This window comes from Limimaricola variabilis, from assembly GCF_014195545.1.
GTDB classification, from domain to species: Bacteria; Pseudomonadota; Alphaproteobacteria; order Rhodobacterales; family Rhodobacteraceae; genus Limimaricola; species Limimaricola variabilis.
Genome location: NZ_JACIBX010000002.1, coordinates 101,532 through 124,119, shown reverse-complemented (window position 1 = coordinate 124,119; position 22,588 = coordinate 101,532). Strand labels below are relative to the sequence as shown.

Genomic DNA, 22,588 nt, shown 5'->3' with positions numbered 1-22,588 from the left:
CGTCGCGCCGGCCGACATGTTGCGCCATGCGTATTTGGAGAATGGTGAAGGGGATCAGCGCCTGACGATCAGCCGCGCGCCGCGCGCGATGTTGCGGGCGAGCCAGATCAGGTCTGGGCGCGAAAAGGCCACGCAGCCCTCGGTCGGGAAACCGGCCCGGCGGCGCTGGTGCAGGAAGATGGCCGAGCCCGCGCCCGGCGCGCCCCTCTCGTTCCAGTCGGTCACCAGCACGATGTCGTAGAGCGGATCGGCCCGGCGCAGCACTTCGTGGCTGGCGGGGTAGGGCGCGCGGACATGGCTGTTATAGGCCGCCTCGCCGCTGGCGTCCGACCACAGATCGCCGGGCAGGATCGGTTCGGCCCAAGGCTGCGGCGCCGGCAGCCGGTCGGGACGGTAGAACATGCCGGTGATCCGGTGCTCTCCCACCGGCGTCGCGCCGTCGCCCTCGCGCTTGTCCGCGCGGATGCCGCCCCGGCCGATCGAACAGGGCAGATGGCGGCCCAGAACCCGCAACCCGCGGCGGGTGAGGACGAGATCGGCGGGAGAATGGATCACAGCAGATGCCCCGACTTGGCCGCCTTGGTGGCGAGGTAATGGTGGTTGTGCAAACCGCGGCCCACCTTGAGCGGCACCCGCTCGTCGACCGCGATCCCGGCCTCCGTCATGCGGGCGACCTTGTTGGGATTGTTGGTCAGCAGGCGGATGCGCGAGAAACCGAGCCGCTTGAGAATTTCGGCGCCGATCCGGAAGTCGCGCTCGTCATCCTCGAAGCCCAGCCGGTGGTTCGCCTCGACCGTGTCGAAGCCCTGGTCCTGCAGCGAATAGGCCCGCATCTTGTTGGCCAGGCCGATGCCGCGGCCCTCTTGGTTGAGGTAGAGCAGCACCCCTTCGCCGGCCTCGCCCATCTGGTCGAGCGCGGCATGCAGCTGCGGGCCGCAATCGCATTTGAGCGAGCCCAGCACGTCGCCGGTGAAGCAGGCCGAATGCAGCCGCACCAGCGGCGCCGCGTCGCGGGCGGGCTTGCCGATCTCGACCGCGTAATGCTCCTCGCCGCCATCGCCGGGGCGGAACACGTGCAGCCGGCCCTTCTCGGCCGCCTCCATAGGCAGCCGCGCAGCCGCCACAGGGGCATAGGCCGGGGTGATCGCGGGCGGCAGCGGCAGGTCGAGCCGCGTCAGCTCATGGGCGGCCGCGAAGCCCGCCGCGTCGTCGAGCGGCAGCACCAGCGCCGCCGGCAGCAGCCGCGCCGCCTTGACCAGGCCGACGGCGGCGCGATGGGTCTCGGCCGATCCTTCGCGCAGCGTCGCCAGTGGCCCCTTCATCGGCCGGTCGAGATCGCCGGCCGGGTCGGCCACCGCCCGCACCCAGCCGCAATCCACCTCGGAGGGAAGTACCACCCGCGCGACGTCGCCGTCATAGGCGCGCGCCCGCAGCGTCTCGGCCCGCCGCCCGGTGATCGCCAGCACCGGCTGGCCGCCCATGGCCCGCAGCTCCGCGAGGCGCTCCGGCCCTGCCGTTTCGGCCGCCAGTACCAGCGCGCCCTGTCCCTGTCCCAGCACCACCGGCACGCCCAGCCGCAGATCGGCCAGCGCGCGGGCGCGGCGCTCGACGGGATCGGGACGGAAGGGCATGGCGTATCCTTGGCGGGACCGGAGCATCCGGCGCGGGAGGCGAATGTAACATTTCCCCGCCCGGCCACAACTCGGCGTGAAACAACCGCAGCAAAAGCAGCAGGAAACTTGAGCCACACGTATTCGTTACACACATGTTGGCTGAACGGGCATGGAGACGAGGCGATGGCACAGGTGAAAAAGATCCTGTTGGTGGATGACGAGGACGACCTGCGCGAAGCGCTGAGCGAGCAGCTCGTGATGACCGAGGATTTCGACGTGTTCGAGGCCGGTAACGGTCAGGAAGCCATGGCGCAGGTCAAGGCGGGGCTGTTCGACCTGGTGATCCTCGATGTCGGATTGCCCGACACCGACGGTCGCGAACTCTGCCGGGTGATGCGCAAGCAGGGCGTGAAATGCCCGATCCTGATGCTGACCGGACATGACAGCGACAGCGACACGATCCTGGGGCTCGACGCGGGCGCCAATGATTACGTCACCAAGCCGTTCAAGTTCCCGGTGCTGCTGGCCCGGATCCGGGCCCAGCTGCGGACGCATGAGCAGTCCGAGGACGCGGTGTTCCAACTCGGGCCCTACAGCTTCCGCCCGGCGCAGAAGCTGTTGGTCACCGAGGATGACCGCAAGATCCGGCTGACCGAGAAGGAAACCAACATCCTCAAGTTCCTCTACCGCGCCTCCGAAGGTGTGGTCCCGCGCGACGTGCTGCTGCACGAGGTCTGGGGCTACAATGCCGGGGTGACGACGCATACGCTGGAAACCCACATCTACCGGCTGCGCCAGAAGATCGAGCCGGACCCCTCGAACGCCCGACTTCTGGTGACCGAATCGGGCGGATATCGGCTGGTCGCCTGAACCGGCGGAACCGGGGCCTCGGCGCGGCGTTACCCTGCCGAAGCCCCGTGGCTGGGTTAAGCCACATACCTCCCTGTTGGACTTGGCCGGGCCATTGGCCCGGCTTTTCTTTGCCCGGCGTCGCGGCGGCGTGAAGCTCGGCATTCAGCCATTGGGGTCTGGGACATCAACGCTGTAGGCTGGAGGTGACCGGGACAGGAGACGACCATGAAAGCCGCCATTCTCGCTATGACGACGATCCTGCTTCCGGCCCTGCCGGTGGCGGCCGAGACTGGGACCGAGACGCTGCGGCTGCGCAACCGGTCGGGGGTCGATCTGGTGCGGTTCTTCGCCTCGCCGGTAACGGACGAGTTCTGGCGCGACGATCTCCTCGGTGACTACGTGCTGGGCTCCGGCCGCAATGTCGACGTCACCATCCGCAACGTCTCGGAGTGCTTCTACGACCTGCTGATGATGTTCGCCGACGGGGCGGTGGTGCCGGGCCGGGTCGATGTCTGCAAGGCCGACAGCTACACCATCGAGCCCTGAGCTCTGGGAGAGAGGGGCGGGTGGCGCTCGGCCGTCCGAGCCGCTAGGCAGGCCCGGCCCGACAGCCGGAGACTGCGCATGCCCTTCACCCTCGCCACTTGGAACATCAACTCGGTCCGCCTGCGCGAGACCCTGGTGAGCCGCCTCCTGCAAGAGGAGGGCCCGGACGTGCTGTGCCTGCAGGAATGCAAGAGCCCGGTCGAGAAGATCCCGCTCGAGGCGTTCAAGGCGCTGGGCTACGACCACATGATCGCGCGCGGCCAGAAGGGCTATAACGGCGTGGCGATCCTGTCGCGCCTGCCGATCGAGGAGGTCTGCGCGCATGACCATGCGAGCCTCGGCCATGCCCGGCACATCTGCGGACGGCTGGAGAACGGCGTGACGATCCACAATTTCTACGTCCCCGCAGGGGGCGACGAGCCCGACCGCGAGATCAACGAGAAGTTCGGGCAGAAGCTCGACTACCTCACCCATATGCGCGACGACTTCCACGCCAACCGGCCCGAGCGCGCGATCCTCGTGGGCGATCTTAACATCGCCCCGCGCGAGGACGATGTCTGGAGCCACAAGCAGCTGCTCAAGGTCGTCAGCCACACGCCGGTCGAAGTCGAGCATCTCGCACAGGTGCAGGACAGTGGGTCCTGGGTCGACGTGACCCGGCAGGACATCCCCGAGGGACCGCTTTATTCGTGGTGGTCCTACCGTGCCAAGGATTGGGAGGCGGCCGATCGCGGCCGCAGGCTCGACCATGTCTGGGCGACCTCGGACATCGCGAGTGCGGCGCATGGCAGCCGGGTGCTGAAATCGGCGCGCGGCTGGGAGAAACCCTCGGATCACGCCCCGGTCTTCGCCAGCTTCGACCTGTGAGGGCTTGGCGCATCCGCGCCCTGCCCACATATAGTCTCATCGGAACACGAGGCCCGTCAGGGCCGCAACGCATGCAAGCAGGAGCTCTTCAATGCTCGGTCTCAACGACAGCGCCCCCGCCGCCCCCAACAAGGACGACCTGATCCGCGAGGGCTCCGACGCCACCTTCATGCAGGACGTGGTCGAGACATCGAAGACGGTGCCGGTGATCGTCGATTTCTGGGCGCCCTGGTGCGGGCCGTGCAAGACGCTCGGCCCGGCGCTCGAAGCGGCGGTGACCAAGGCCGGCGGCAAGGTTCGGATGGTCAAGATCGACGTCGACCGCAACCAAGCCTATGCGGGCCAGCTGCAGGTGCAGTCGATCCCGACCGTCTATGCCTTCTGGCAGGGCCAGCCCGTCGACGGTTTCCAGGGCGCGCTGCCCGGCTCCGAGATCGAGAAATTCGTGAACAAGCTCGTGGCGCTGGGCGGCGGCGATGAGGATGGCGGGCTGTCCGAGGCGATCGCGGCGGCCGATGCCATGCTCGATGAGGGCGACGCGGTGGGCGCGGCCGAGGTGTTCGGCGCGATCCTGCAGGAGGACGACAAGAACGCGCCGGCCTATGCAGGCCTCGTGCGCGCGCATCTCGCGCTCGACCAGATCGACCAAGCCGAGGCGATCCTCAACGGTGCCCCCGCCGAGGTCGCCCATGCGCCCGAACTCGACGCCGCCCATGCCCAGATCGCGCTGGCGCGCCAGGCCAGCAATGCCGGCCCGGTGGCCGAGCTGCGCGCCCGCGTCGAGGCCGAGCCGGGCGACCTGCAGGCGCGCTACGACCTCGCCACCGCGCTGCATGCCAAGGGCGAGACCGCCGAGGCGGTGGATCAGCTCCTTGAGATTTTCCGCCGCGACCGCGAATGGAACGACGGGGCGGCCAAGACCCAGCTCTTCACCATCTTCGAGGCGCTGCCCGCCAAGGATCCCATCGCGCTCGCCGGTCGGCGCCGCCTGTCTTCGATGATATTTGCCTGAGGCGGGGGCCACGCTAGGTCGCCGGGCATGATCACAGCCGCGGACCTTCCCGAGACGATTCCGGTCTTTCCGCTTCCGGGCGCGCTGCTCTTGCCGCGTGCCCGGCTGCCGCTGCACATCTTCGAGCCGCGCTATCTCGCGATGATCGAGGACGTGATGAAGACGCCAGAGCGGCTGATCGGGATGATCCAGCCCTATGACATCCCCTCGGGCGAGACCCGGCTGCACGCGATCGGTTGCGCGGGACGGCTGACCGCCTTTTCCGAAACCGAAGACGGGCGCTACATGGTCACCCTGTCGGGGATCTCGCGGTTCAGGGTGACGCGGGAGGTGGACGGCTTTACCCCCTATCGCCGCTGCGAGGTGAGCTGGACCGGCTTCGAGCGCGACCGCGGCGCGGTCGAGACCGATCCCGGTCTGGAGCGCGAGGCGTTCCTGCCGCTGCTGGGGCGGTTCTTCGACGAGCGGGGGCTGTCGACCGATTGGGACAGCCTGCGCGAGGCCGAAGACGAGTTGCTGATCAACTCGCTCTCGATGCTCTGCCCGTTCGACAGCGAGGAGCGGCAGGCGCTGCTCGAGGCGCCGACACTGCCCTTGCGGCGCGAGACGCTGGTAACGTTGATCGAATTCGCCCTGCATGGCGGATCCGGTGAAGAGAGGATGCAATGAGCGACGACCCGAACCTGCCCCCCGATACCCCGCCGGATCCGGTGCCGCCGCTCGATCCCATCCCTGATCGCGAGCCCGATCCGCGGGCCGGGCGCGCCGCCTTCGACCGGCGCATGCTCGAGGCGCTGGTCTGTCCGCAGACGCAGGCACCGCTGAGCTACGACGCCGACAGGCAGGAGCTGGTCAGCCGCGCCGCCGGGCTTGCCTACCCGATCCGGGGCGGCATCCCGGTGATGCTCGCCGACGAGGCGCGCCAGCTCGACTGAACCTCAGCGCATCAGTTCCGGCAGATCGCCGGTCAGCCCCGCCGCCTCGCGGATCATCGCCCGCCGAAGCGGCGCCACGGCGTTGATCGCGCCGAGGCCCAGATCGCGCGCCAACCGCAGGCCGGGGCGGTCATTCGAGAATAGCCGCGTGGTCAGGTCGGTCGTCAGCGCCAGCGTCGCCACGTCGAAGCGCCGCCAGCGGGCGTAACGGTCGAGCACCGGGCCGGCGCCCGGATCCTCGCCGCGCCGCCGTGCCTCGCTCAGCACTTGGGCCAGCGCCGCGACGTCGCGCAGCCCGGCATTCAGCCCCTGGCCGGCCACCGGGTGCAGACCGTGCGCCGCGTCGCCGACCAGCGCCAGCCGGGCGGCGGTGAACCGCTCCGCGAGGCTGAGACCGAGCGGGAAAAGCCCGCGCCCGCCCTCGAGCCGGATCTCGCCGAGGAAATCGCCGAAGGCCGGGCGCAATGCGTCGAGGAAATCGGCGTCGTCCAGCGCCGCCAGCGTCTCGGCCCGCGCGCTGCGCTCGCTCCAGACGATCGAGCAGCGGTTCTCGCGCAGCGGCAGGATCGCCAGCGGCCCGCCCGGCATGAAGAACTGGTGTGCCACGCCGCGATGCGGCAGCTCATGGTCCACCGCGCAGGTGATCGCGCTCTGGTCATAGCCGCGTTCCTGCCGCCGGATCCCGGCCCGCGCGGCGGTGCCGCTCGCCCGGCCGTCGCAACCCACCAGCAGCGCCGCGCGCAGCTTCTCGCCCGCATCAAGGGTGACCTCGACGCCGCCCGGCTCGACTGCCTGCGCGACGACCCGAGCCGGCGCACGCAGCGTCACGCCTTCGGCCTCCGCCAGCGCCTTGGCCAGCGCCGCGCGCAGGTGCCGGTCCTCGACCATGTGGCCCATCGGGCCGTCTTCGATCTCGGCCGAATCGAAATGCAGCCACCACGGCGCCGGGCCTTCGCCGGCGCGGCCATCGGTGACCTTAATCTCCGTCATCTCCTGGGCATCCGACGCCAAGCGGCCCCACAGGCCGAGCCGGGCCAGCATCCGCCGCGATCCGGCGGCGATGGCATAGGCGCGGCCGTCGAAGGCGTCGCCCTTCGCCGGGCCGGCGGCGTCGACGAGGGTCACCGAAAGCCCGGCGCGGGCGAGGGCGAGCGCCAGCACCGGGCCGTTCAGCCCGCCGCCCGCGATGAGGATGTCGCTGTCGTGCTTCATGCCGCTGACTATGGGGCCGGGGCCGGGATTGTCCATGCGCCCGCGCGCCGTTAGCGTGTCACCCGAGCGGCGCGCAGGGGGATCTCATGGACGAATGGCGGAGCATGGGCGCGGCGGCGCTCGGACGCGGCATCGCTGCGGGCGAGATCGACCCGGTGGCGCTGGCGCAGGTCTTTCTCGATGCGATCGCGGCCCATCCCGACAGTGCGCGGATCTATGCGCGCACCACGCCCGAGCGCGCCATGGCCGAGGCCGAGGCGGCGCGCGAGCGGGCGCGGGGCGGGCGCAGGCTCGGCCCGCTCGACGGCGTGCCGCTGAGCTGGAAGGACCTGTTCGACAGCGCCGGCTGCGGCACCGAGGCCGGCACGCGGCTGATGGCCGGCCGGGTGCCGGCGCGCGACGCCGAGGTGCTGGCCCGCGCCACCGCCGCCGGGACGGTCTGCCTCGGCAAGACCCACATGACCGAGATCGCCTTCTCGGGCCTCGGGATCAATCCGCGCACCGCGACGCCGCCCAACCTGTTCGACGCCGACGCGGCGCCGGGCGGCTCGTCATCGGGGGCGGCGACCTCGGTGGCGCATGGCCTCGCGCCGCTCGCCATCGGATCGGATACCGGCGGCTCGGTCCGGGTGCCGTCGGTGTGGAACGGGCTGGTCGGGCTGAAACCCACCCATGGCGCGCTGCCGCTCGCCGGGGCGGTGCCGCTCTGCGGTCGATTCGATACCGTCGGTCCCCTCGCGCGCAGCGTCGAGGACGCCAACCTCGCCCTCGCCGCGATGGGCGGGCCGTCGGCCGACCTGCGCGGGGCGCGGCTCGACGGCGCGCGGCTCTTGGTGATCGACACGATCGTCATGCAGGAGCTCGACCCGACGGTCTCGCGCAGCTTCGACGCGGCGCTGTCACGGCTCGACGCGGCGGGGGCCGAGATCGTGCGGCGCTCGCACCCGGCGCTGGAGGAGGCCTACGCGCTGGCGGGCGCGCTCTACACCGCCGAGGCCTGGGCGTGGTGGCGCGAGCGGATCGAGGCGGACACGGCCGCGCTCTACCCGCCGATTCTCGACCGCGTGCGGGCCGGGCAGGGGGTGTCGGCCGCCGACTGGATCGCCGGCTGGGACCGGCTGCACGCGCTGCGCCGCGACTATGCCACGGCCACGGCCGGGTTCGACGCGGTGATCTGCCCCGGCGTGGCGATCACTCCTCCCAAGGTGGCGCCGCTGCTGGAAGATGCCGAGGCGTTTCGCGACACCAACCTCAAGACGCTGCGCAACACCCGTCTGGCCAACCTGATGGGGCTGTGCTCGGCGGCGTTGCCGGCGGGCGATCCGGGCTGCGGACTCCTGCTCAACGGCGCGGCCGGTCAGGATGCGCGGCTGTGGCGGCTGGCGGCGGCGGTCGAGGCGGCCTTGGCCTGAAAGCCACAAGCGCGGCGCTGCGGGGGCGAAAGCTGGACATCGTCCTGCCCGCACGGGTAGTTTCGTGGCAAGAGGGGCAGGGCCATGACCCCCGATCATGAGGCAGCGATGGATTTTCCCGAACGGTTCTCGGACCTACCGGAATACGCGTTCCCGCGTCTGCGGGCGCTGCTCGATTCGCACAAGCCGGGCGGCGCGCCGCTGGCGATGACGATCGGCGAACCGCAGCACCCCTATCCCGACTGGGTCGGGCCGACCATCGCCGCCGCGGCGCAGGGATTCGGCAAGTATCCGGTCAACGAGGGGTCGGAGATGCTGCTCGGCGCGATCTCGGGCTGGATCGCCCGGCGCTACGGCATCGCGGTGCCGCAGGACCGGCTGCTGGCGCTCAACGGCACCCGCGAGGGTCTCTACAACGCCGCCATGGCGCTGTGCCCCGAGGCGAAGGGCGGGCAGCGGCCCCTGGTGCTGATGCCGAACCCCTTCTACCAGGTCTATGCCGTGGCTGCGCTGTCGGTCGGCGCGGAGCCGCGCTACCTGCCCGCCACGGGCGAAACTGGCTTTCTGCCTGATCTCGACGCGATCGCGCCCGAGACGCTGGACCGCACGGCGATCTTCTATCTCTGCTCGCCCTCGAATCCGCAGGGCGCGGTGGCCTCGGAAGCCTATCTCAAGCGGCTGCTGGAACTGGCCGAGCGCCATGATTTTCGGGTCTTCGCCGACGAGTGCTATTCCGAGATCTGGCGCGAGACGCCGCCGCCCGGCGCGCTCGCGGTGGCCGAGGCCATGGGCGCCGATCCCGAGCGGCTGGTGGTGTTCAACTCGCTTTCCAAGCGCTCGAACCTGCCCGGCCTGCGCGCGGGCTTCGCCGCTGGCGGCCCCGAATCGATTCGCCGGATGCGCCAGCTGCGGAATTATGCCGGCGCGCCGTTGCCGCTGCCGCTGCAGGCTGTCGCGGCCAAGGCGTGGTCGGACGAGGAGCACGTGGTCGAGAACCGCGCGCTCTACGCCGCGAAATTCGACATCGCCGACGCGGTGCTGGGGGGCGTGCCTGGCTACGCCGCCCCCGAGGCCGGGTTCTTCCTCTGGCTTCCGGTCGGGGATGGCGAGACGGCGGCGCTCAAGCTGTGGCGCGAGACGGGGGTGCGGGTGCTGCCCGGCGCCTATCTCGGGCGCGAGGTAAACGGAGAAAATCCCGGCAAGGGATATGTCAGGGTCGCCATGGTGGCCCCGGCGGATGAGATGCAGCGCGGGTTGGAGACACTCCGCAGCTGTCTCTACGACTGAGAGGACGAGGCGAAATGGCGTATCAGACGCGGGGGCGCGAACCGCTCTTCGACAGCAACACCCAGGCAGCGCTGGAAAAGCGCGGCAAGGAGCTGCTCGGACTTGTGCTGATCGCTCTGGGGCTGATGGTCGCGATGATGATCGGCTCCTACAGCCCCGACGATCCGAACTGGATGCTCGCCTCGGACGCGCCGGTGCAGAACTGGCTGGGGCGCTTCGGTGCCTCGGTAGCGCAGCCGATCGTGATGATCGTCGGCCGCGGCGCCTGGATGCTGCCGCTGGTGTTCCTGACCTGGGGCGTGCGGCTGACGCTGCACCGGGGCGAGGACCGGGCGATGTCGCGGTTGATGTTCGCGCCGATCGTCGTCGCGCTGGCCGCCGTCTTTGCCGCCACGCTGACCCCGCCGGATGGCTGGAGCCATAATTTCGGGCTGGGCGGGCTGTTCGGCGACACGGTGCTGGGCCTCCTGCTCACCATCCTGCCCTTCGGCGCGGGCTTCGGGGTGAACCTGCTGGCGCTGCTGCTGGGGGCGGGCACGCTGGCCGCCGGTGCCTTCGTTACCGGCTTCACCCGCGACGAGACGCAGGGGCTGTGGCGGTTGCTGCTTCTCGGGCTGGTGCTGGCCTATGCGCTGGGCCTGCGGCTGATGGGCCGCGGCGCCGCGGTATCGATGCGCGCCGCCGAGGTGATGCGCGCACGGATCGGCGACGAGATCGAGCAGCGCCGCGAGCAGATGCGCCGCGACGCCGCCCTCGCCGCCGAGGAAGAGGCCGCCGCCCGCGCCGTGCCCGAGCCGAGCCAGACGCAGCGCGTCGCCGCCGTGGTCCGCGCCCATGCCGCCCGGCGCATGGCCTCCGTGTCCGCCCCGGCGGCTGCGGCCAGTGAGCCGGACGAGGCCGCCTATGCCGCCGAAGAGGATGACGAGGCGCTGATCGAGACGCCGTCGCGGCGCATGCCGCCCGCGGTCACGCGGGTGATGCCGCGCGCCGCAGCACCCGTCCCGCCGCCGCCGCCGATGCCGGAGGCCGATGACGCCTATGGCTGGCCCGAGCCGGAGTTGGCCGAAACCGTGGCCGAGGACATGCCAGCCGCGCCCGCGCGCAGGCTGCCGCCGGCACCGCCGGGCACGCTCGCCGCGCCGCCGCGACCGACCCGTTCCGAGGAGCCCTCGGGCGGCCTGCTGTCGCGGATGCCGCAGCTCCTGCGCCGCAGCGAGCCGCGCGACGCGACCACCGGCCCGGTCGAGCCGCCGCTCACCGCTGCCGCCGCTGCACCGGCCGAGCCGGACGGGGTCGATGACCGCATCCGGTCGCGCATTTCGGACGCGATCCGCGCGCGCACCGGCCCCGACACCATGCCGCCCTTCCAGAACGGCCGGATCGAGCCGTCGCTGACCCGCGGCCGCGGTCCCAAGCCGCTGATGATTAACAAGACGCCGCGCGCGGTCGCCGGCGCCGGTCTTGCCGCCGCCGGGGCCGGTCTCGCCGCCGCGGGACAAGCGATCGCCGGTCAGGCGCTTGGCACGCGGGCCGCGCCCACCGCTGCACCGCGGGTCGAGCCGCCGCTGGCCCGCGCCACGGGAGCGGTCGAGGCGGAAAGCCATGCCCCCGCGCTCGGTGCTGCCACGCCGGAAGCCCATGCACCGCAGGTCCAGGCCCCCGAAGTGGCGCCGCGCGAAATGCGGAGCTGGGACGCGCCCGAAGTGGAGACCCGCGAGCCGGACACCGACTGGAGCGCCGAGGAGACGGCCGGTTGGGCTGATGAGACCCAGAGCGACCGCGTCGCCGATGCGACGGCGGATTGGGCGGAAGAGACCGCGGCGGACTGGGGCGCTCATGGCGTCCATGGCGAAGCCGAGCCCGAACCCGCCCCCGTGACCCCGCAGGTCGCCGCACCCGCGCGCCCGCAGCCCGCGCCGCTTACCGCGCGTCGCGAACCGGTGGCACCGGCTGCCGAGCCGCGCCCGGCACCGCGTCCGGCCGCGCCCGCCATGCCCGCCGGGCCGGCGGCGCCGATCGCGCGCGCCGCGCCTCAACCGGCGCCGAGCCAGCCCGTGGCTGCGCAGCCGAGCTGGCCCGAATACGAGTATCCGCCGCTCGACCTGCTGATGGACCCCTCCGCCATCGAGCGGCACCACCTGCCGGACGCGCAGCTCGAGGAGAACGCGCGCATGCTCGAGGGCGTGCTCGAGGATTACGGCGTCAAGGGCGAGATCGTCTCGGTCCGTCCCGGCCCCGTGGTCACCATGTACGAGCTGGAGCCCGCGCCGGGCCTGAAGGCGAGCCGGGTAATCGGCCTCGCCGACGACATCGCGCGCTCCATGTCGGCGCTCTCGGCGCGGGTTTCGACCGTGCCGGGCCGCTCGGTGATCGGCATCGAATTGCCCAACGCCAAGCGCGAGATGGTGGCGCTGCGCGAGATCCTCGGTGCACGCGACTATTCCGACCAGCAGATGAAGCTGCCGCTCGCGCTCGGCAAGGATATCGGCGGCGAGCCGGTGATCGCCAACCTCGCCAAGATGCCGCACCTGCTGATCGCGGGGACCACCGGCTCGGGCAAGTCGGTGGCGATCAACACGATGATCCTGTCGCTGCTCTACAAGCTGACGCCCGAGGAATGCCGGTTGATCATGATCGACCCCAAGATGCTGGAACTCAGCGTCTATGACGGCATCCCGCACCTGCTCTCGCCCGTCGTCACCGATCCCAAGAAGGCGGTGGTCGCCCTAAAATGGGTGGTGGGCGAGATGGAGGAGCGCTACCGCAAGATGTCGAAGATGGGCGTGCGCAACATCGACGGCTACAACGGCCGGGTGAAGGAGGCGCTGTCCAAGGGCGAGACCTTCTCGCGCACCGTCCAGACCGGCTTCGACGAGGAGACCGGCGACCCGATCTTCGAGACCGACGAGTTCCAGCCCGAACTGCTGCCCTATATCGTCGTCATCGTCGACGAGATGGCCGACCTGATGATGGTCGCGGGCAAGGAGATCGAGGCCTGCATCCAGCGCCTCGCGCAGATGGCGCGGGCCAGCGGAATCCACCTGATCATGGCGACGCAGCGCCCCTCCGTCGACGTCATCACCGGCACGATCAAGGCCAACTTCCCGACCCGGATCTCCTTCTCGGTCACCTCCAAGATCGACAGCCGCACGATCCTCGGCGAACAGGGGGCCGAGCAGCTCCTGGGCATGGGCGACATGCTCTACATGGCCGGCGGCTCCAAGATCACCCGCGTCCACGGGCCGTTCTGCTCGGACGAGGAGGTCGAAGAGATCGTGACCTACCTCAAGGGCTTCGGCCCGCCCGACTATGTCGGCGGCGTGGTCGAGGGCCCCGACGAGGAGAAGAGCTCGGATATCGACGCGGTCCTGGGCCTCGCGGGTGGCGGCTCCTCGACCTCGGGCTCCGACGGCGAGGACGCGCTCTACGACCAGGCGGTGCAGATCGTCGCCAAGGACCGCAAGTGTTCCACCTCCTACATCCAGCGCAAGCTGGCGATCGGCTACAACAAGGCCGCGCGACTGGTGGAGCAGATGGAGGATCAGGGTGTGGTCTCGGCTGCGAACCATGTCGGCAAGCGCGAAGTGCTGGTGCCGGAGGTCCACTGACATCGGCGCGATCACTCCGTGAGGGGGCGTCGCGCGCAATGAAATCAGAGGCTTAAGCCCCCTACCCCGCCGGGTGGGGGGCTTTTTCTTGGCCTCGTCATCCGTTGGCGGCCGGCCCGATATCGCCTATCGGCGGACAATTCGGCAGACCGGCCCTATATCGAGTGCCAAGGCGCCCCTTCGGGCGCAGGACATCAAGGACCACGCGAGACATGACCATGATCCGACGCAGCTTCCTCGCCTCGCTCGCCGCCGCTTCGCTGGCGGTGGCCGCTGGCCCGGCCTTCGCCCGGCAGCTTTCGCTGGGCGAGATCTCGAACTATCTCAACCAGCTCCAGTCGGCGAGCTCGGGCTTCACCCAGATCAACGGCGACGGCTCGATCCAGACCGGCACGATGTACATCAAGCGGCCCGGCCGGATCCGCTTCGAGTATCAAGGCGACCGCTCGATGATGATCGCCGGCGGTGGCCAGGTGGCGGTGTTCGACGCCCGCTCCAACACCGGGCCCGAGCGCTACCCGCTGAACCAGACGCCGCTCAACATCATCCTCGAGCGCAACGTCGATCTCGGCCGCGCCGGGATGGTGACCGGCCATACCTCGGACGGCACCAAGACCACCGTGACCGCCCAGGACCCGGCGCATCCGGAATACGGCTCGATCCAGATGGTGTTCACCGCCGATCCGGTCGAGCTGCGGCAGTGGATCGTCACCGACGATGCCGGGCAGAAGACCACCGTGGTGCTCAACGACCTACGGCCGGGCGCCAGCATCTCCGATTCGAAGTTCAACATCCGCTCCGAGATGTCGAAGTGGTGACGGGCCACGCCTGAGCCCTCTCGGGGCCGCCGGTCGTCCGACCGGCGGCCCTTTTCGTTATGGTCAGTTGGTCTGGCCGCGCGGATCGTCGGCAGGGTCGAGATAGGTTACCGCGAACGGCCCCTCGCCATTGATCTGGATCACGGTCTCGCCCTCGGCCGTCGCCCGGTGCGGGTGGTCGGGGGGGATCATGATGAAGCCGCCGGCCGCGACCTGCTGCGGCTCGGCCGTGGCGGGGTCCTCGCCATGGGCGAAGAGCAGGGTGCCGGATATCACCGTCACGTGCTCTGCGGTGGGGTGGGTGTGCGGTGGCACCGCGAAGCCGTCCGGAAAGCGCAGCCTCACCACGAAGGGGCCGGCCTCCATCGGGTTGCCGCTCAGCACGGCAAGTTCGGCACCCTCGGGCAGGGTGGGCGGTCCAGCGCCCCACTCCAGCATATCCGGCGCCATCGATTTTGCCATGTCGTCCATGGCAAAGGCCATGGAGCCGGTCAGGGCGAGGACGAGGGCGATGCCCCCGCCGCGCCACGGGTGATCTGGGAATCGAAACATGTCGAGTATCTCCCATGATCGGGCCGCAAATCGGCCCGTGCCGCAGGGTAAGCCTCGCGCCCCGAGTCGCACAGCTCCCCGAAGGGACTGCATCCGCCTGATGCACAAGGAAAGGGCGGCCCCAAGGCCGCCCGTATCCGTGATTCAGCGCTTGCCGCAGGCCCTGAGCTGGCTGTCATAGAGCAGGGTGCGGCGGGCTAGCGAATCCGAGACGTTGATCAGCCAGCCCTTGGACTTCCAGGTCCCACGCCGGTAGCCCGCGCGCCCGTCGTGATAGGCCAGATACTGGTTGCGGGTGTCGTAGAGCGGGATGCCCAGTTCGCGCTGGGTGCCGTTCATGTACCAGCCCATGAAGTTGGTGGCGTGCTCGATCCGGTCGCGCTTGTGCCGGAAGCCGCCCTCCTGCTCCATGTATTCCTCCCAGGTGCCGTCGAGCGCCTGGCTGTAGCCATAGGCCGAGGATTGCCGGCCGACGGGAATCACCCCCAACTTCCACTGGAACGGTGTCCGCGCGTTGCCGACGAACTTGCTCTCTTGGTAGATGATCGCCATCTGCACCGGGACCGGCACGCCCCATTTGCGTTCGGTCGCCTTGAAGGCGCGGAGATAGTCGGGATGCTGGCGCACGATGCTGCAGGCGTCGTCCAGCTCGCGGGGCGCGGCGAAGTCGCGCTGCCCGCAACCGGCCAAGACGGCCAACACAATCATGGCGCGAAAGAGTCTGCTCATATGCCCCTCGCAAGCGTTTGTATTTTTTTTCGAGCCTAGCCCAACGCGGGGCAACGCGAAACAGCCCAGAGCGGTTCAGGCGATCACGATTGCCAGGATGAGCGGCAAGGTGATCACCGACAGCAGAGTCGAGGTGACCACCAGCCCCGCCACCGCCTGCGCGTCCGAGCCATACTTCTCGGCCAGCAGGTAGGAGGTCACCGCCACCGGGGTCGAGATCTGCACCACCAGCACCGCGAAGGCGGTGGGCGGCAGGCCGAACCACAGCCCCAGCACCGCGGCCACCATGGCGCAGAGCGCGATCTTGGCGGCCGAAAGCGCGGTGGTGCGCGCCAGCGTGCCGGGGCGCAGCCGGGCCACCGCGACGCCGAGCGTGATCAGCATCAGGGGAATCGCCATCTGGCCCACGAGCTCCAGCGTGTTGGTCACCACGTCGGGGGTGCGCCAGCCGCGCCACAGGAACAGCGCACCCAGCAGCGTGGCCCAGACCAGCGGCTCGCGCAGCACCCGTCCCATGGCGCCGCGCCCGGCGACGATGCGGATGCCGAAGGTGAAGGAGCCGATGGCCATAACCGCGAAGACCACCACCGCGTAGCCCAGCCCCTCCTCGCCAAAGGCGAAATAGGCCAGCGGCAACCCGACATTGCCGGTATTGCCGAAGATCAGCGGGGCCAGATAGGTCGGCTGGTCGAGCCTGAGCACCGCCAGCAGCGCCGCGAAGGCCAGCGCCAGCGCCACGTAGCTCGCCCCCGCGGCGAGCGACAGCGTCGCCAGCGCCGAAGGGTCGATCTCGGTCTTCATCAGGGCCACGAAGATCAGGCAGGGCACCGAGATCGTCATCGCCATCCGGCTGACGAAGCGCACGTCGTATTCCAGTCCAAGGCGAACCCAGCCGAAGCCGATCAGCGCCAAGGCGAAGACGGGCGCGGTGATCTCCAGCACTGTCGAAATCAGGTTCACGGACTGTTTCTCCCCTACTTGACCACCTCGCATGGACCTGTGAGGGGCTTTGCGGGTAATACTGGTGGAAAGGACGGTCTGCCATGCTGAAGTCGCGCGCAAAATATTCGCTGGGTCAGGTGGTCCGCCATCGCAAGCACCCGTTCCGCGGCGTGATCTTCGATGTCGACGCGATCTTCTCCAATACCGAGGAATGGTACCTAGCGATCCCCGAGGACAGCCGCCCGGCCAAGCAGCAGCCCTTCTACCATCTCCTCGCCGAGAACGCGCAGAGCTACTACGTCGCCTATGTCAGCGAGCAGAACCTCGTGGCCGACTATTCCGGCGAGCCGGTCGACCACCCCGATCTCGACGATCTCTTCGGCCCGTTCGAGGATGGGCATTACCCGCTGCAGGTCGATCTGAACTGAACGTGCGATAGCGTACGGGTTTGTGGGGTTGCGGTGGGTCCACGACCTGTCCCATTGGGCAGGTATTCGACCCGGAGCATCAGTTATGACCCTCGATTTCGACGAACTGCGTGGCCGCGTGCTCGCCCTGACCGAGGGCGAGACCGACGAGATCGCGCTGATGGCGACGATCGCCTGCGAGCTGCACCACGCCGATGACCGGTTCGACTGGACGGGCTTCTACCGCGTGACCGCGCCCGGTCTGCTCAAGATCGGGCCCTATCAAGGGGGCCATGGCTGCCTGACGATCCCGTTCGAGCGCGGCGTTTGCGGCGCGGCGGCGCGGACTGGCGAAACCCAGCTCGTGCCCGATGTCGAGGCGTTCCCCGGCCACATCGCCTGCTCCTCCTCGACCCGATCCGAGCTGGTGATCCCCCTGCGCGACGTCGAAGGCCGGGTCTTCGCGGTGCTCGACATCGACAGCGATCAGCCGGACGCCTTCGACGCGGCAGATGCGGAGCGGCTTGAGGCGCTGCTGAGGACTGTGTTTTCGCAACATCGGGCCGCAATTCCCGCCTGAGTTGTTGCAGATTTTGATTAACAAACCCCCAGGGGGTACAAGGCCCTGCACGAAAGGGCAGGTGTTTATGAGTGTGATGGATGAAGTGCGCAGCGGGCTGGGAACGGATCTCCGGCGCCTGCGCAAATCAAAGGGATTGCGGATCGCGGATCTCGCGGCGCTGACCAACCGCTCGACCGGCTGGATCAGCCAGGTGGAGCGGGGCCGGTCGCGCCTGGATTACGAGGATCTGAAGATCCTTGCCCAAGCCTTCGAGCTGCCGCTGTCGCAGCTGTTCCGGCGCGACGGGGCGGTCCTGGCTCCGGAGGATACCGTGCTGCGCGCCGATCAGCGCCGCGCCCTGTCGGCCGACAACAGCGGCGCGATGGACGACCTGCTGACGCCGATGATGGCGGGCATTCATTTCTACAGCAGCGAGCTCGCGCCGCACACGGCTTCGGAGCGACCGCGCCACGAGGGCGACATCATGATGGGGTTGGTGGTCAAGGGCGACGTCCAGATTCGCATCGGGGATCGTCACCATCACCTCGGTGCCGGGGACAGCTTCTGGAGCCGGGGAGAAGCCTTCTCCTGGCTCAATCCGCACGACACCCCTTGCACGGTGGTCTGGGTGCTGGCACCGCTGCCGGATGACCCGGACGCCTGACACCCCGCCCGAACCCGATATCGGCAGCGCCTATGATCCGCCGCAGACGCCGCTCTCGGTCATTCATGACGACCACGAGATCCTGATCGTCGACAAGCCCTCGGGTCTGCTCTCGGTGCCGGGCAAGGGGGCGCATCTGGCCGATTGCCTATTGGGCCGGGTGCAGGAGGCCTTTCCCACGGCACTGCTGGTGCATCGGCTCGATCGCGACACCTCGGGCGTGATGGTCTTTGCGCTGACGCCGCATGCTCAGCGCCATCTCGGCCTGCAGTTCGAAAAGCGCCAGACCCGCAAGACCTATGTGGCGCGGGTGGCCGGGCGGCTCGAACCGGCGACCGGCACGGTCGACCTGCCGATCGCCGTGGACTGGCCGAATCGACCGCGCCAGAGGGTCGATCACGAGAATGGCCGCCCGGCCGTGACCGACTGGCGGGTGGTGCGCGCCAATGACGCCGAAAGCCGGGTGCGGCTCAGCCCCAAGACCGGGCGCAGCCACCAGCTGAGGGTGCACATGCTGGCGCTCGGTCACCCGATCCTGGGCGATCCGTTCTATGCCGAGGGCCCGGCGCGCGACGATCACCCCCGGCTGATGCTGCATTCCGAGACGCTGCAATTCCGCCATCCCGACGGCGGCAAGGGCGTGCGCTTCAGCGCCCGCGCGCCCTTCTAGGCGAGAAAACTGCGCAGCGCCTCGATCTCCTCAGGGCGGATCTCGTGGCCGCCGGGGTGCCAGGCCTGGCTCAGCGCGACGCCCTGCGCCTCGAGATAGTCGGCCAGTGCGCGGGTGAGCGGCGCCGGACAGATCGGATCGCGCTCACCCGCCGTGACCAGCACCCGGCGCCCCGCGAGGCCCGGTTGCGGTACGGGCGTCCAGGGGATCAGCGGGTGCAGCAGCGCCATGTCGGTGAACAGGGCGGGGTGCTCCAGCGCCGTGGCGGCGAGGATGTTGGCGCCGTTGGAATAGCCCAGCCCGATCACCCGCGTGGCGCCGGTGCGGGTGATCTCCGCCGCGACGAAGCGGGCCATCTCGTCGCGCCGCTGCGCCAGATCCTGCATGTCGTAGACGCCCTCGGCCTTGCGCCGGAAGAACCGCAGCGCGCCGCCCTCGCTCACCTCGCCGCGCGGCGAGACGACATGTGCCCCGGGCAGCAGCTCCATGCCGAAGCCGTGGAACTGCTGCTCGTCGCCGCCGGTGCCGTGAAAGGTGAGCAGCAGCGGCGCGCCCGCGCGGCCGTCATGCCGGGCCGCCTGCATCATGCCTCGTCCCCGAGCGGCTCGAGCTGGCGCTCGAGCTGCGCGCGCAGGTGCTCGTGCTGGCGGGGCAGCTTCAGCCCCTCGCCGAGATGGGCGCGCTCCTCGTCCCGGTCGAAGCCCGGCTCGTTGGTCGCCACCTCGAACAGCACGCCGCCGGGGCTGCGGAAATAGATGGCGTAGAAGTAGTCGCGGTCGATCTGCGGCGTGGTCTGCCAGCCCGCCTCGGCCAGCCGCGCCGCGACCTCGGCCTGCGCGGCGCGGTCCTCGACCGCGAAGGCGATGTGATGCACGGAGCCCGCGCCCTGCTGCGCGCGCGGGGCCGCCGGGTCGACCCGGATATCGATCCGGTTGGCCGGGTTGCCCCCGGCGATCTCGTAGCGCGTCACGGTGCCTTCGGCGTCCGCCTCACGGTAGCCCATGAAATTCAGCAGCTCGACCGTCGCGGCCTTGTCGCGCAGGAGCATCTCGACCGAGTGAAAGCCGCGGATCGCGATCTCGGTCTCCACCCCGCCCCCGGTCCAGGGGGCACGGTCGTCGCCTGGCACCTCGACCAGCGCCAGCCGCTCACCGTCGGGGCCGTCGAACAGGACCCGCGCCGCGCCGAAGGCGCTGTCGCGGGCGAGGTTCTCGACATGGCGCTCGCGCAACCGGGCCTCCCATGCCGCGGCGCTGCCTTCGGGAATCGCGAAGGAGGTCAGCGCGACCTCGCCCGCCCCGCGCCGACCGCGCGCCGCCCGGGGGAAGGGAAAGTAGGTCATCACCGTGCCCGGCGTACCGATCTCGTCGGCGTAGTAGAGGTGATAGACGTCGGGCGCGTCGAAATTGACGGTCTTCTTGACCCGGCGTAGCCCGAGCGTGTCGGTGTAGAAAGCGTTGTTGGCGCGTGCGCCCGACGCCATGGCGGTGACGTGGTGCAGGCCCTTGATCTGATCCAGCATGGCTTCGGCTCCCCTGTGCTTGGCACCGAGATAATCTAGCACGGGCAGAGCGAAATCCCCGCTTTGGGCGCGGGGTCGGTGCAGGGGCGCACAGTCGTCGACGATGGGGCAGGCAAAGGGGGCGGGGAGCCGCCCCCTTGGGTCATCACTCGGCGGCGTCGAGGCCCCAGCCGGAGATCGCCTTGACCTCAAGAAACTCCTCGATGCCCCAAACGCCACCCTCGCGCGCGCGGCCAGACTGACCGACGCCGCCGAAGGGCGCACCTGCCCCCCGCGACCGGCCGTTCATCTCGACCATGCCGGAATGCAGTGCGAGGGCGAGGCGGTTGCGCCGCGCCGGATCGGCGCTCTGGACGTAGTTGGTCAGGCCGTAGGGCGTGTCGTTGGCGATCTCGACCGCCTGCGCCTCGTCGTCGAAGGGCAGGATCGACAGGACGGGGCCGAAGATCTCCTCGCGGGCGATGGTCATCGACGGCGTGACGTCGGCAAAGACGGTGGGGCGGACGAAGTAGCCACGGTTGACGCCTTCGGGCAGGCCCGGCCCTCCTGCCACGAGGCGCGCGCCCTCCTCGATGCCTTTCTCGATCAGGCCCTGCACCTTGTCCCACTGGGTCTTGTTGACCAGCGGGCCGATATGCGCGCCGGGCTGGCTCGCGGGGCCGACGCGGGTGGCGGCGGCTTCGTGCGCGGCGATCTCGACCGCCTGGTCGTAGAAGCCGCGCTCGACCAGCATCCGGGTTGGCGCGTTGCAGGATTGGCCGGTGTTCTCCATGCAGTGCTGCACACCGCGCCGTACCGCGTCCTCGCCGGCATCGGCGAAGACCAGGTTCGCGCCCTTGCCGCCCAGTTCGAGCGTGACGCGCTTGAGCGTCTCGGCCGCGGTGCGGGAAATGGCGCGGCCCGCCCGGGTCGAACCGGTGAAGGAGATCATCTGCACGTCCTCATGCGCCGAAAGCTGCGTGCCGACGCCCGCGCCGTCGCCATTGACGAGGTTGAACACCCCCGGCGGCACGCCGGCCGCGTCCAGCATCTCGGCGAAGACGATCGAGGAGAGCGGCGCTTCCTCGGAGGGCTTGAGCACCATGGTGCAGCCGGCGAGCAGGGCCGGCACCACCTTGAGCGTGACCTGATTCATCGGCCAGTTCCACGGGGTGATCAGCCCGACCACGCCGATCGGCTCCATCGAGATCATCGTGTCGGGGGCGTGATCGCCCAGCGGGCGCAGCCATTCGATCTTGTCGAAGGCACGCAGGAAGTTCTTGGTGTGCCAGGGCAGGGCGCTGGCCTGTTCGGCGCGAGCAAAGTCGATCGGCGCGCCCATCTCGAGGCTCATCGCCTCGGCGAGATCCTCCTTGCGTGCCTTGTACTGCTCAAGGAACCGCTCGATCAGCGCCCGGCGCTCCGCGGGCGGAGTGGCGCGCCAGCCGGGCAGGGCGCGCTTGGCGGCGGCCACGGCGGCGTCGGTGTCGGCCTGCGCGCCCAGTGAGATCACCGCGCAAACCTCCTCGGTCGAGGGGTCGATGACGTCGCAATCGCGCGCCGCCGCAGGGGCGGTCCAGCGGCCGTCGATGTAGAACTCGCGTTTCTCGATCATGGAATGTCCTCCGTCTTGGCGGCGACAGTGGCAGTGGCTCGTCCGGCCCGCAAGCGGTGGCAGCGGGGGGGCGGGCTTCCTATGTTGGCAACAACGCAACCGGATGAAGGAGGCTGACATGGCCCTGCGCATCAATGACGAGATCCCGAACCTGACGGTGACCACCGATCAGGGCGAGCTGAACCTGCATGAGTGGGTCGGCGACGGCTGGGCGATCATCTTCAGCCATCCCAAGGACTTCACCCCGGTCTGCACCACCGAATTCGGCGCCGTGGCGCGGCTTCAGGCCGAATGGGACAAGCGCGGCACCAAGGTGCTGGGCGTCTCGGTCGACGGTGTCGACGAGCATGTCCGCTGGAAGCGCGACATCGAGAAGGCGGGCGGCGCCGCGCCGCAATTCCCGATCGTCGCCGATGACGGTCTGGAAATCTCCAAGGCCTTCGACATGCTGCCTGCCGATGCCTACCTGCCGGACGGGCGCACGCCCAATGACAGCGCCACGGTGAGGGCGGTCTTCATCATCGGCCCGGACAAGCAGCTCAAGCTGTCGATGACCTACCCGATGACCGTCGGCCGCAATTTCGGCGAGGTGCTGCGCGCGCTCGACGCGCTGCAGCTCTCTACCGGCAAGGGGGTCGCGACACCCGCCGACTGGCAGGTCGGCCAGGACGTGGTGATCCCGGCCACGCTTTCGGACGAGGACGCGAAGGCCAAGTTCGGCGACTTCGAAACCGTTCTGCCCTATCTGCGGATGACCAAGGCGCCGCAGTAATCGGTAAAGGGG

Annotated in this window: 24 protein-coding genes; 15 read left to right on the top strand and 9 right to left on the bottom strand. The window is 69.5% G+C overall.

Annotated features, from left to right (window positions below; all coding sequences use genetic code 11):
• Positions 1 to 54: 54 nt before the first annotated feature.
• Together FHS00_RS03630 and ribA are read right to left on the bottom strand one after the other, a co-directional pair.
• The gene (locus FHS00_RS03630) at positions 55 to 555 is read right to left on the bottom strand and encodes a L,D-transpeptidase family protein (protein ID WP_183469974.1); all 501 of its coding nucleotides are present in this window, start codon (positions 553 to 555) and stop codon (positions 55 to 57) included.
• On the bottom strand, positions 552 to 1,631 hold the full coding sequence (ribA, locus tag FHS00_RS03625) for a GTP cyclohydrolase II (protein WP_183469971.1): 1,080 nt from the start codon (positions 1,629 to 1,631) through the stop codon (positions 552 to 554). The genes FHS00_RS03630 and ribA overlap by 4 nt, the downstream gene beginning before the upstream one ends.
• A gap of 165 nt (positions 1,632 to 1,796) precedes the next feature.
• Here ribA and FHS00_RS03620 point away from each other — a divergent pair, with 165 nt between their 5' ends.
• From FHS00_RS03620 to FHS00_RS03595, 6 genes are all read left to right on the top strand, one after another.
• Complete coding sequence (locus tag FHS00_RS03620; RefSeq protein ID WP_183469969.1) at positions 1,797 to 2,483, top strand: response regulator transcription factor; 687 nt, start codon at positions 1,797 to 1,799, stop codon at positions 2,481 to 2,483.
• Positions 2,484 to 2,690: 207 nt separating this feature from the next.
• On the top strand, positions 2,691 to 3,011 hold the full coding sequence (locus FHS00_RS03615; RefSeq protein WP_183469967.1) for a hypothetical protein: 321 nt from the start codon (positions 2,691 to 2,693) through the stop codon (positions 3,009 to 3,011).
• A 78-nt stretch (positions 3,012 to 3,089) separates the two neighbouring features.
• Positions 3,090 to 3,878, top strand: coding sequence for an exodeoxyribonuclease III (locus FHS00_RS03610; protein ID WP_183469965.1), 789 nt, complete (start codon positions 3,090 to 3,092; stop codon positions 3,876 to 3,878).
• Positions 3,879 to 3,969: 91 nt separating this feature from the next.
• Positions 3,970 to 4,890, top strand: coding sequence for a thioredoxin family protein (locus FHS00_RS03605; RefSeq protein WP_183469963.1), 921 nt, complete (start codon positions 3,970 to 3,972; stop codon positions 4,888 to 4,890).
• A 27-nt stretch (positions 4,891 to 4,917) separates the two neighbouring features.
• Entirely contained in the window at positions 4,918 to 5,559 is a 642-nt protein-coding gene (locus tag FHS00_RS03600) for an LON peptidase substrate-binding domain-containing protein (RefSeq protein WP_183469961.1), read from the top strand.
• Positions 5,560 to 5,672: 113 nt separating this feature from the next.
• A complete protein-coding gene (locus FHS00_RS03595; protein ID WP_183470688.1) occupies positions 5,673 to 5,825 on the top strand; it encodes a Trm112 family protein in 153 nt (50 codons plus the stop codon).
• 3 nt (positions 5,826 to 5,828) lie between these two features.
• Here FHS00_RS03595 and FHS00_RS03590 read toward each other — a convergent pair whose 3' ends face one another.
• Complete coding sequence (locus FHS00_RS03590) at positions 5,829 to 7,073, bottom strand: UbiH/UbiF/VisC/COQ6 family ubiquinone biosynthesis hydroxylase (protein ID WP_183469959.1); 1,245 nt, start codon at positions 7,071 to 7,073, stop codon at positions 5,829 to 5,831.
• A 50-nt stretch (positions 7,074 to 7,123) separates the two neighbouring features.
• On the opposite strand from FHS00_RS03590, the gene FHS00_RS03585 reads away from it, so the two are divergent.
• The 4 genes from FHS00_RS03585 to FHS00_RS03570 all read left to right on the top strand — a co-directional run bounded on the left by FHS00_RS03585 (position 7,124) and on the right by FHS00_RS03570 (position 14,162).
• Entirely contained in the window at positions 7,124 to 8,449 is a 1,326-nt protein-coding gene (locus tag FHS00_RS03585; RefSeq protein ID WP_183469957.1) for an amidase, read from the top strand.
• Between the two features lie 108 nt (positions 8,450 to 8,557).
• Positions 8,558 to 9,736, top strand: a complete 1,179-nt coding sequence (locus tag FHS00_RS03580; protein WP_183470686.1) for an aminotransferase class I/II-fold pyridoxal phosphate-dependent enzyme — start codon at positions 8,558 to 8,560, stop codon at positions 9,734 to 9,736.
• Between the two features lie 14 nt (positions 9,737 to 9,750).
• Positions 9,751 to 13,344, top strand: a complete 3,594-nt coding sequence (locus tag FHS00_RS03575; protein ID WP_183469955.1) for a DNA translocase FtsK — start codon at positions 9,751 to 9,753, stop codon at positions 13,342 to 13,344.
• Between the two features lie 212 nt (positions 13,345 to 13,556).
• Complete coding sequence (locus FHS00_RS03570) at positions 13,557 to 14,162, top strand: LolA family protein (RefSeq protein ID WP_183469953.1); 606 nt, start codon at positions 13,557 to 13,559, stop codon at positions 14,160 to 14,162.
• A gap of 63 nt (positions 14,163 to 14,225) precedes the next feature.
• On the opposite strand, the gene FHS00_RS03565 is transcribed toward FHS00_RS03570, so the two are convergent.
• The 3 genes from FHS00_RS03565 to FHS00_RS03555 all read right to left on the bottom strand — a co-directional run bounded on the left by FHS00_RS03565 (position 14,226) and on the right by FHS00_RS03555 (position 16,403).
• Entirely contained in the window at positions 14,226 to 14,714 is a 489-nt protein-coding gene (locus FHS00_RS03565) for a cupin domain-containing protein (protein ID WP_183469951.1), read from the bottom strand.
• Positions 14,715 to 14,858: 144 nt separating this feature from the next.
• Positions 14,859 to 15,443 (bottom strand): transglycosylase SLT domain-containing protein, encoded by a 585-nt coding sequence (locus FHS00_RS03560; RefSeq protein ID WP_183469949.1) that lies wholly within the window; start codon positions 15,441 to 15,443, stop codon positions 14,859 to 14,861.
• Positions 15,444 to 15,518: 75 nt separating this feature from the next.
• Positions 15,519 to 16,403 (bottom strand): AEC family transporter, encoded by an 885-nt coding sequence (locus tag FHS00_RS03555; RefSeq protein WP_183469948.1) that lies wholly within the window; start codon positions 16,401 to 16,403, stop codon positions 15,519 to 15,521.
• Positions 16,404 to 16,486: 83 nt separating this feature from the next.
• Between FHS00_RS03555 and hspQ the strand changes: the two genes are divergently transcribed.
• The 4 genes from hspQ (at position 16,487) to FHS00_RS03535 (ending at position 18,688) form a co-directional block, all read left to right on the top strand.
• Positions 16,487 to 16,813, top strand: a complete 327-nt coding sequence (gene hspQ, locus FHS00_RS03550) for a heat shock protein HspQ (protein ID WP_183469945.1) — start codon at positions 16,487 to 16,489, stop codon at positions 16,811 to 16,813.
• An 85-nt stretch (positions 16,814 to 16,898) separates the two neighbouring features.
• Positions 16,899 to 17,372 carry a GAF domain-containing protein gene (locus FHS00_RS03545; protein WP_183469943.1) on the top strand — a complete coding sequence of 158 codons (474 nt, stop codon included), beginning with the start codon at positions 16,899 to 16,901 and terminating at the stop codon, positions 17,370 to 17,372.
• Positions 17,373 to 17,439: 67 nt separating this feature from the next.
• A complete protein-coding gene (locus FHS00_RS03540) occupies positions 17,440 to 18,018 on the top strand; it encodes a helix-turn-helix domain-containing protein (protein ID WP_183469942.1) in 579 nt (192 codons plus the stop codon).
• Entirely contained in the window at positions 18,002 to 18,688 is a 687-nt protein-coding gene (locus tag FHS00_RS03535; protein WP_183469941.1) for an RluA family pseudouridine synthase, read from the top strand. The genes FHS00_RS03540 and FHS00_RS03535 overlap by 17 nt, the downstream gene beginning before the upstream one ends.
• Here the strand turns inward: FHS00_RS03535 and FHS00_RS03530 are convergent.
• From FHS00_RS03530 to FHS00_RS03520, 3 genes are all read right to left on the bottom strand, one after another.
• Positions 18,685 to 19,275, bottom strand: coding sequence for an alpha/beta hydrolase (locus tag FHS00_RS03530; RefSeq protein ID WP_183469940.1), 591 nt, complete (start codon positions 19,273 to 19,275; stop codon positions 18,685 to 18,687). The genes FHS00_RS03535 and FHS00_RS03530 overlap by 4 nt on opposite strands.
• Entirely contained in the window at positions 19,272 to 20,210 is a 939-nt protein-coding gene (locus FHS00_RS03525) for a ring-cleaving dioxygenase (protein WP_183469939.1), read from the bottom strand. Before FHS00_RS03525 ends, FHS00_RS03530 begins: the two co-directional genes overlap by 4 nt.
• Positions 20,211 to 20,355: 145 nt before the next feature.
• Entirely contained in the window at positions 20,356 to 21,804 is a 1,449-nt protein-coding gene (locus tag FHS00_RS03520) for an aldehyde dehydrogenase family protein (RefSeq protein WP_183469938.1), read from the bottom strand.
• A gap of 118 nt (positions 21,805 to 21,922) precedes the next feature.
• Here FHS00_RS03520 and FHS00_RS03515 point away from each other — a divergent pair, with 118 nt between their 5' ends.
• Positions 21,923 to 22,576 (top strand): peroxiredoxin, encoded by a 654-nt coding sequence (locus FHS00_RS03515; protein ID WP_183469937.1) that lies wholly within the window; start codon positions 21,923 to 21,925, stop codon positions 22,574 to 22,576.
• Positions 22,577 to 22,588 lie beyond the last annotated feature (12 nt).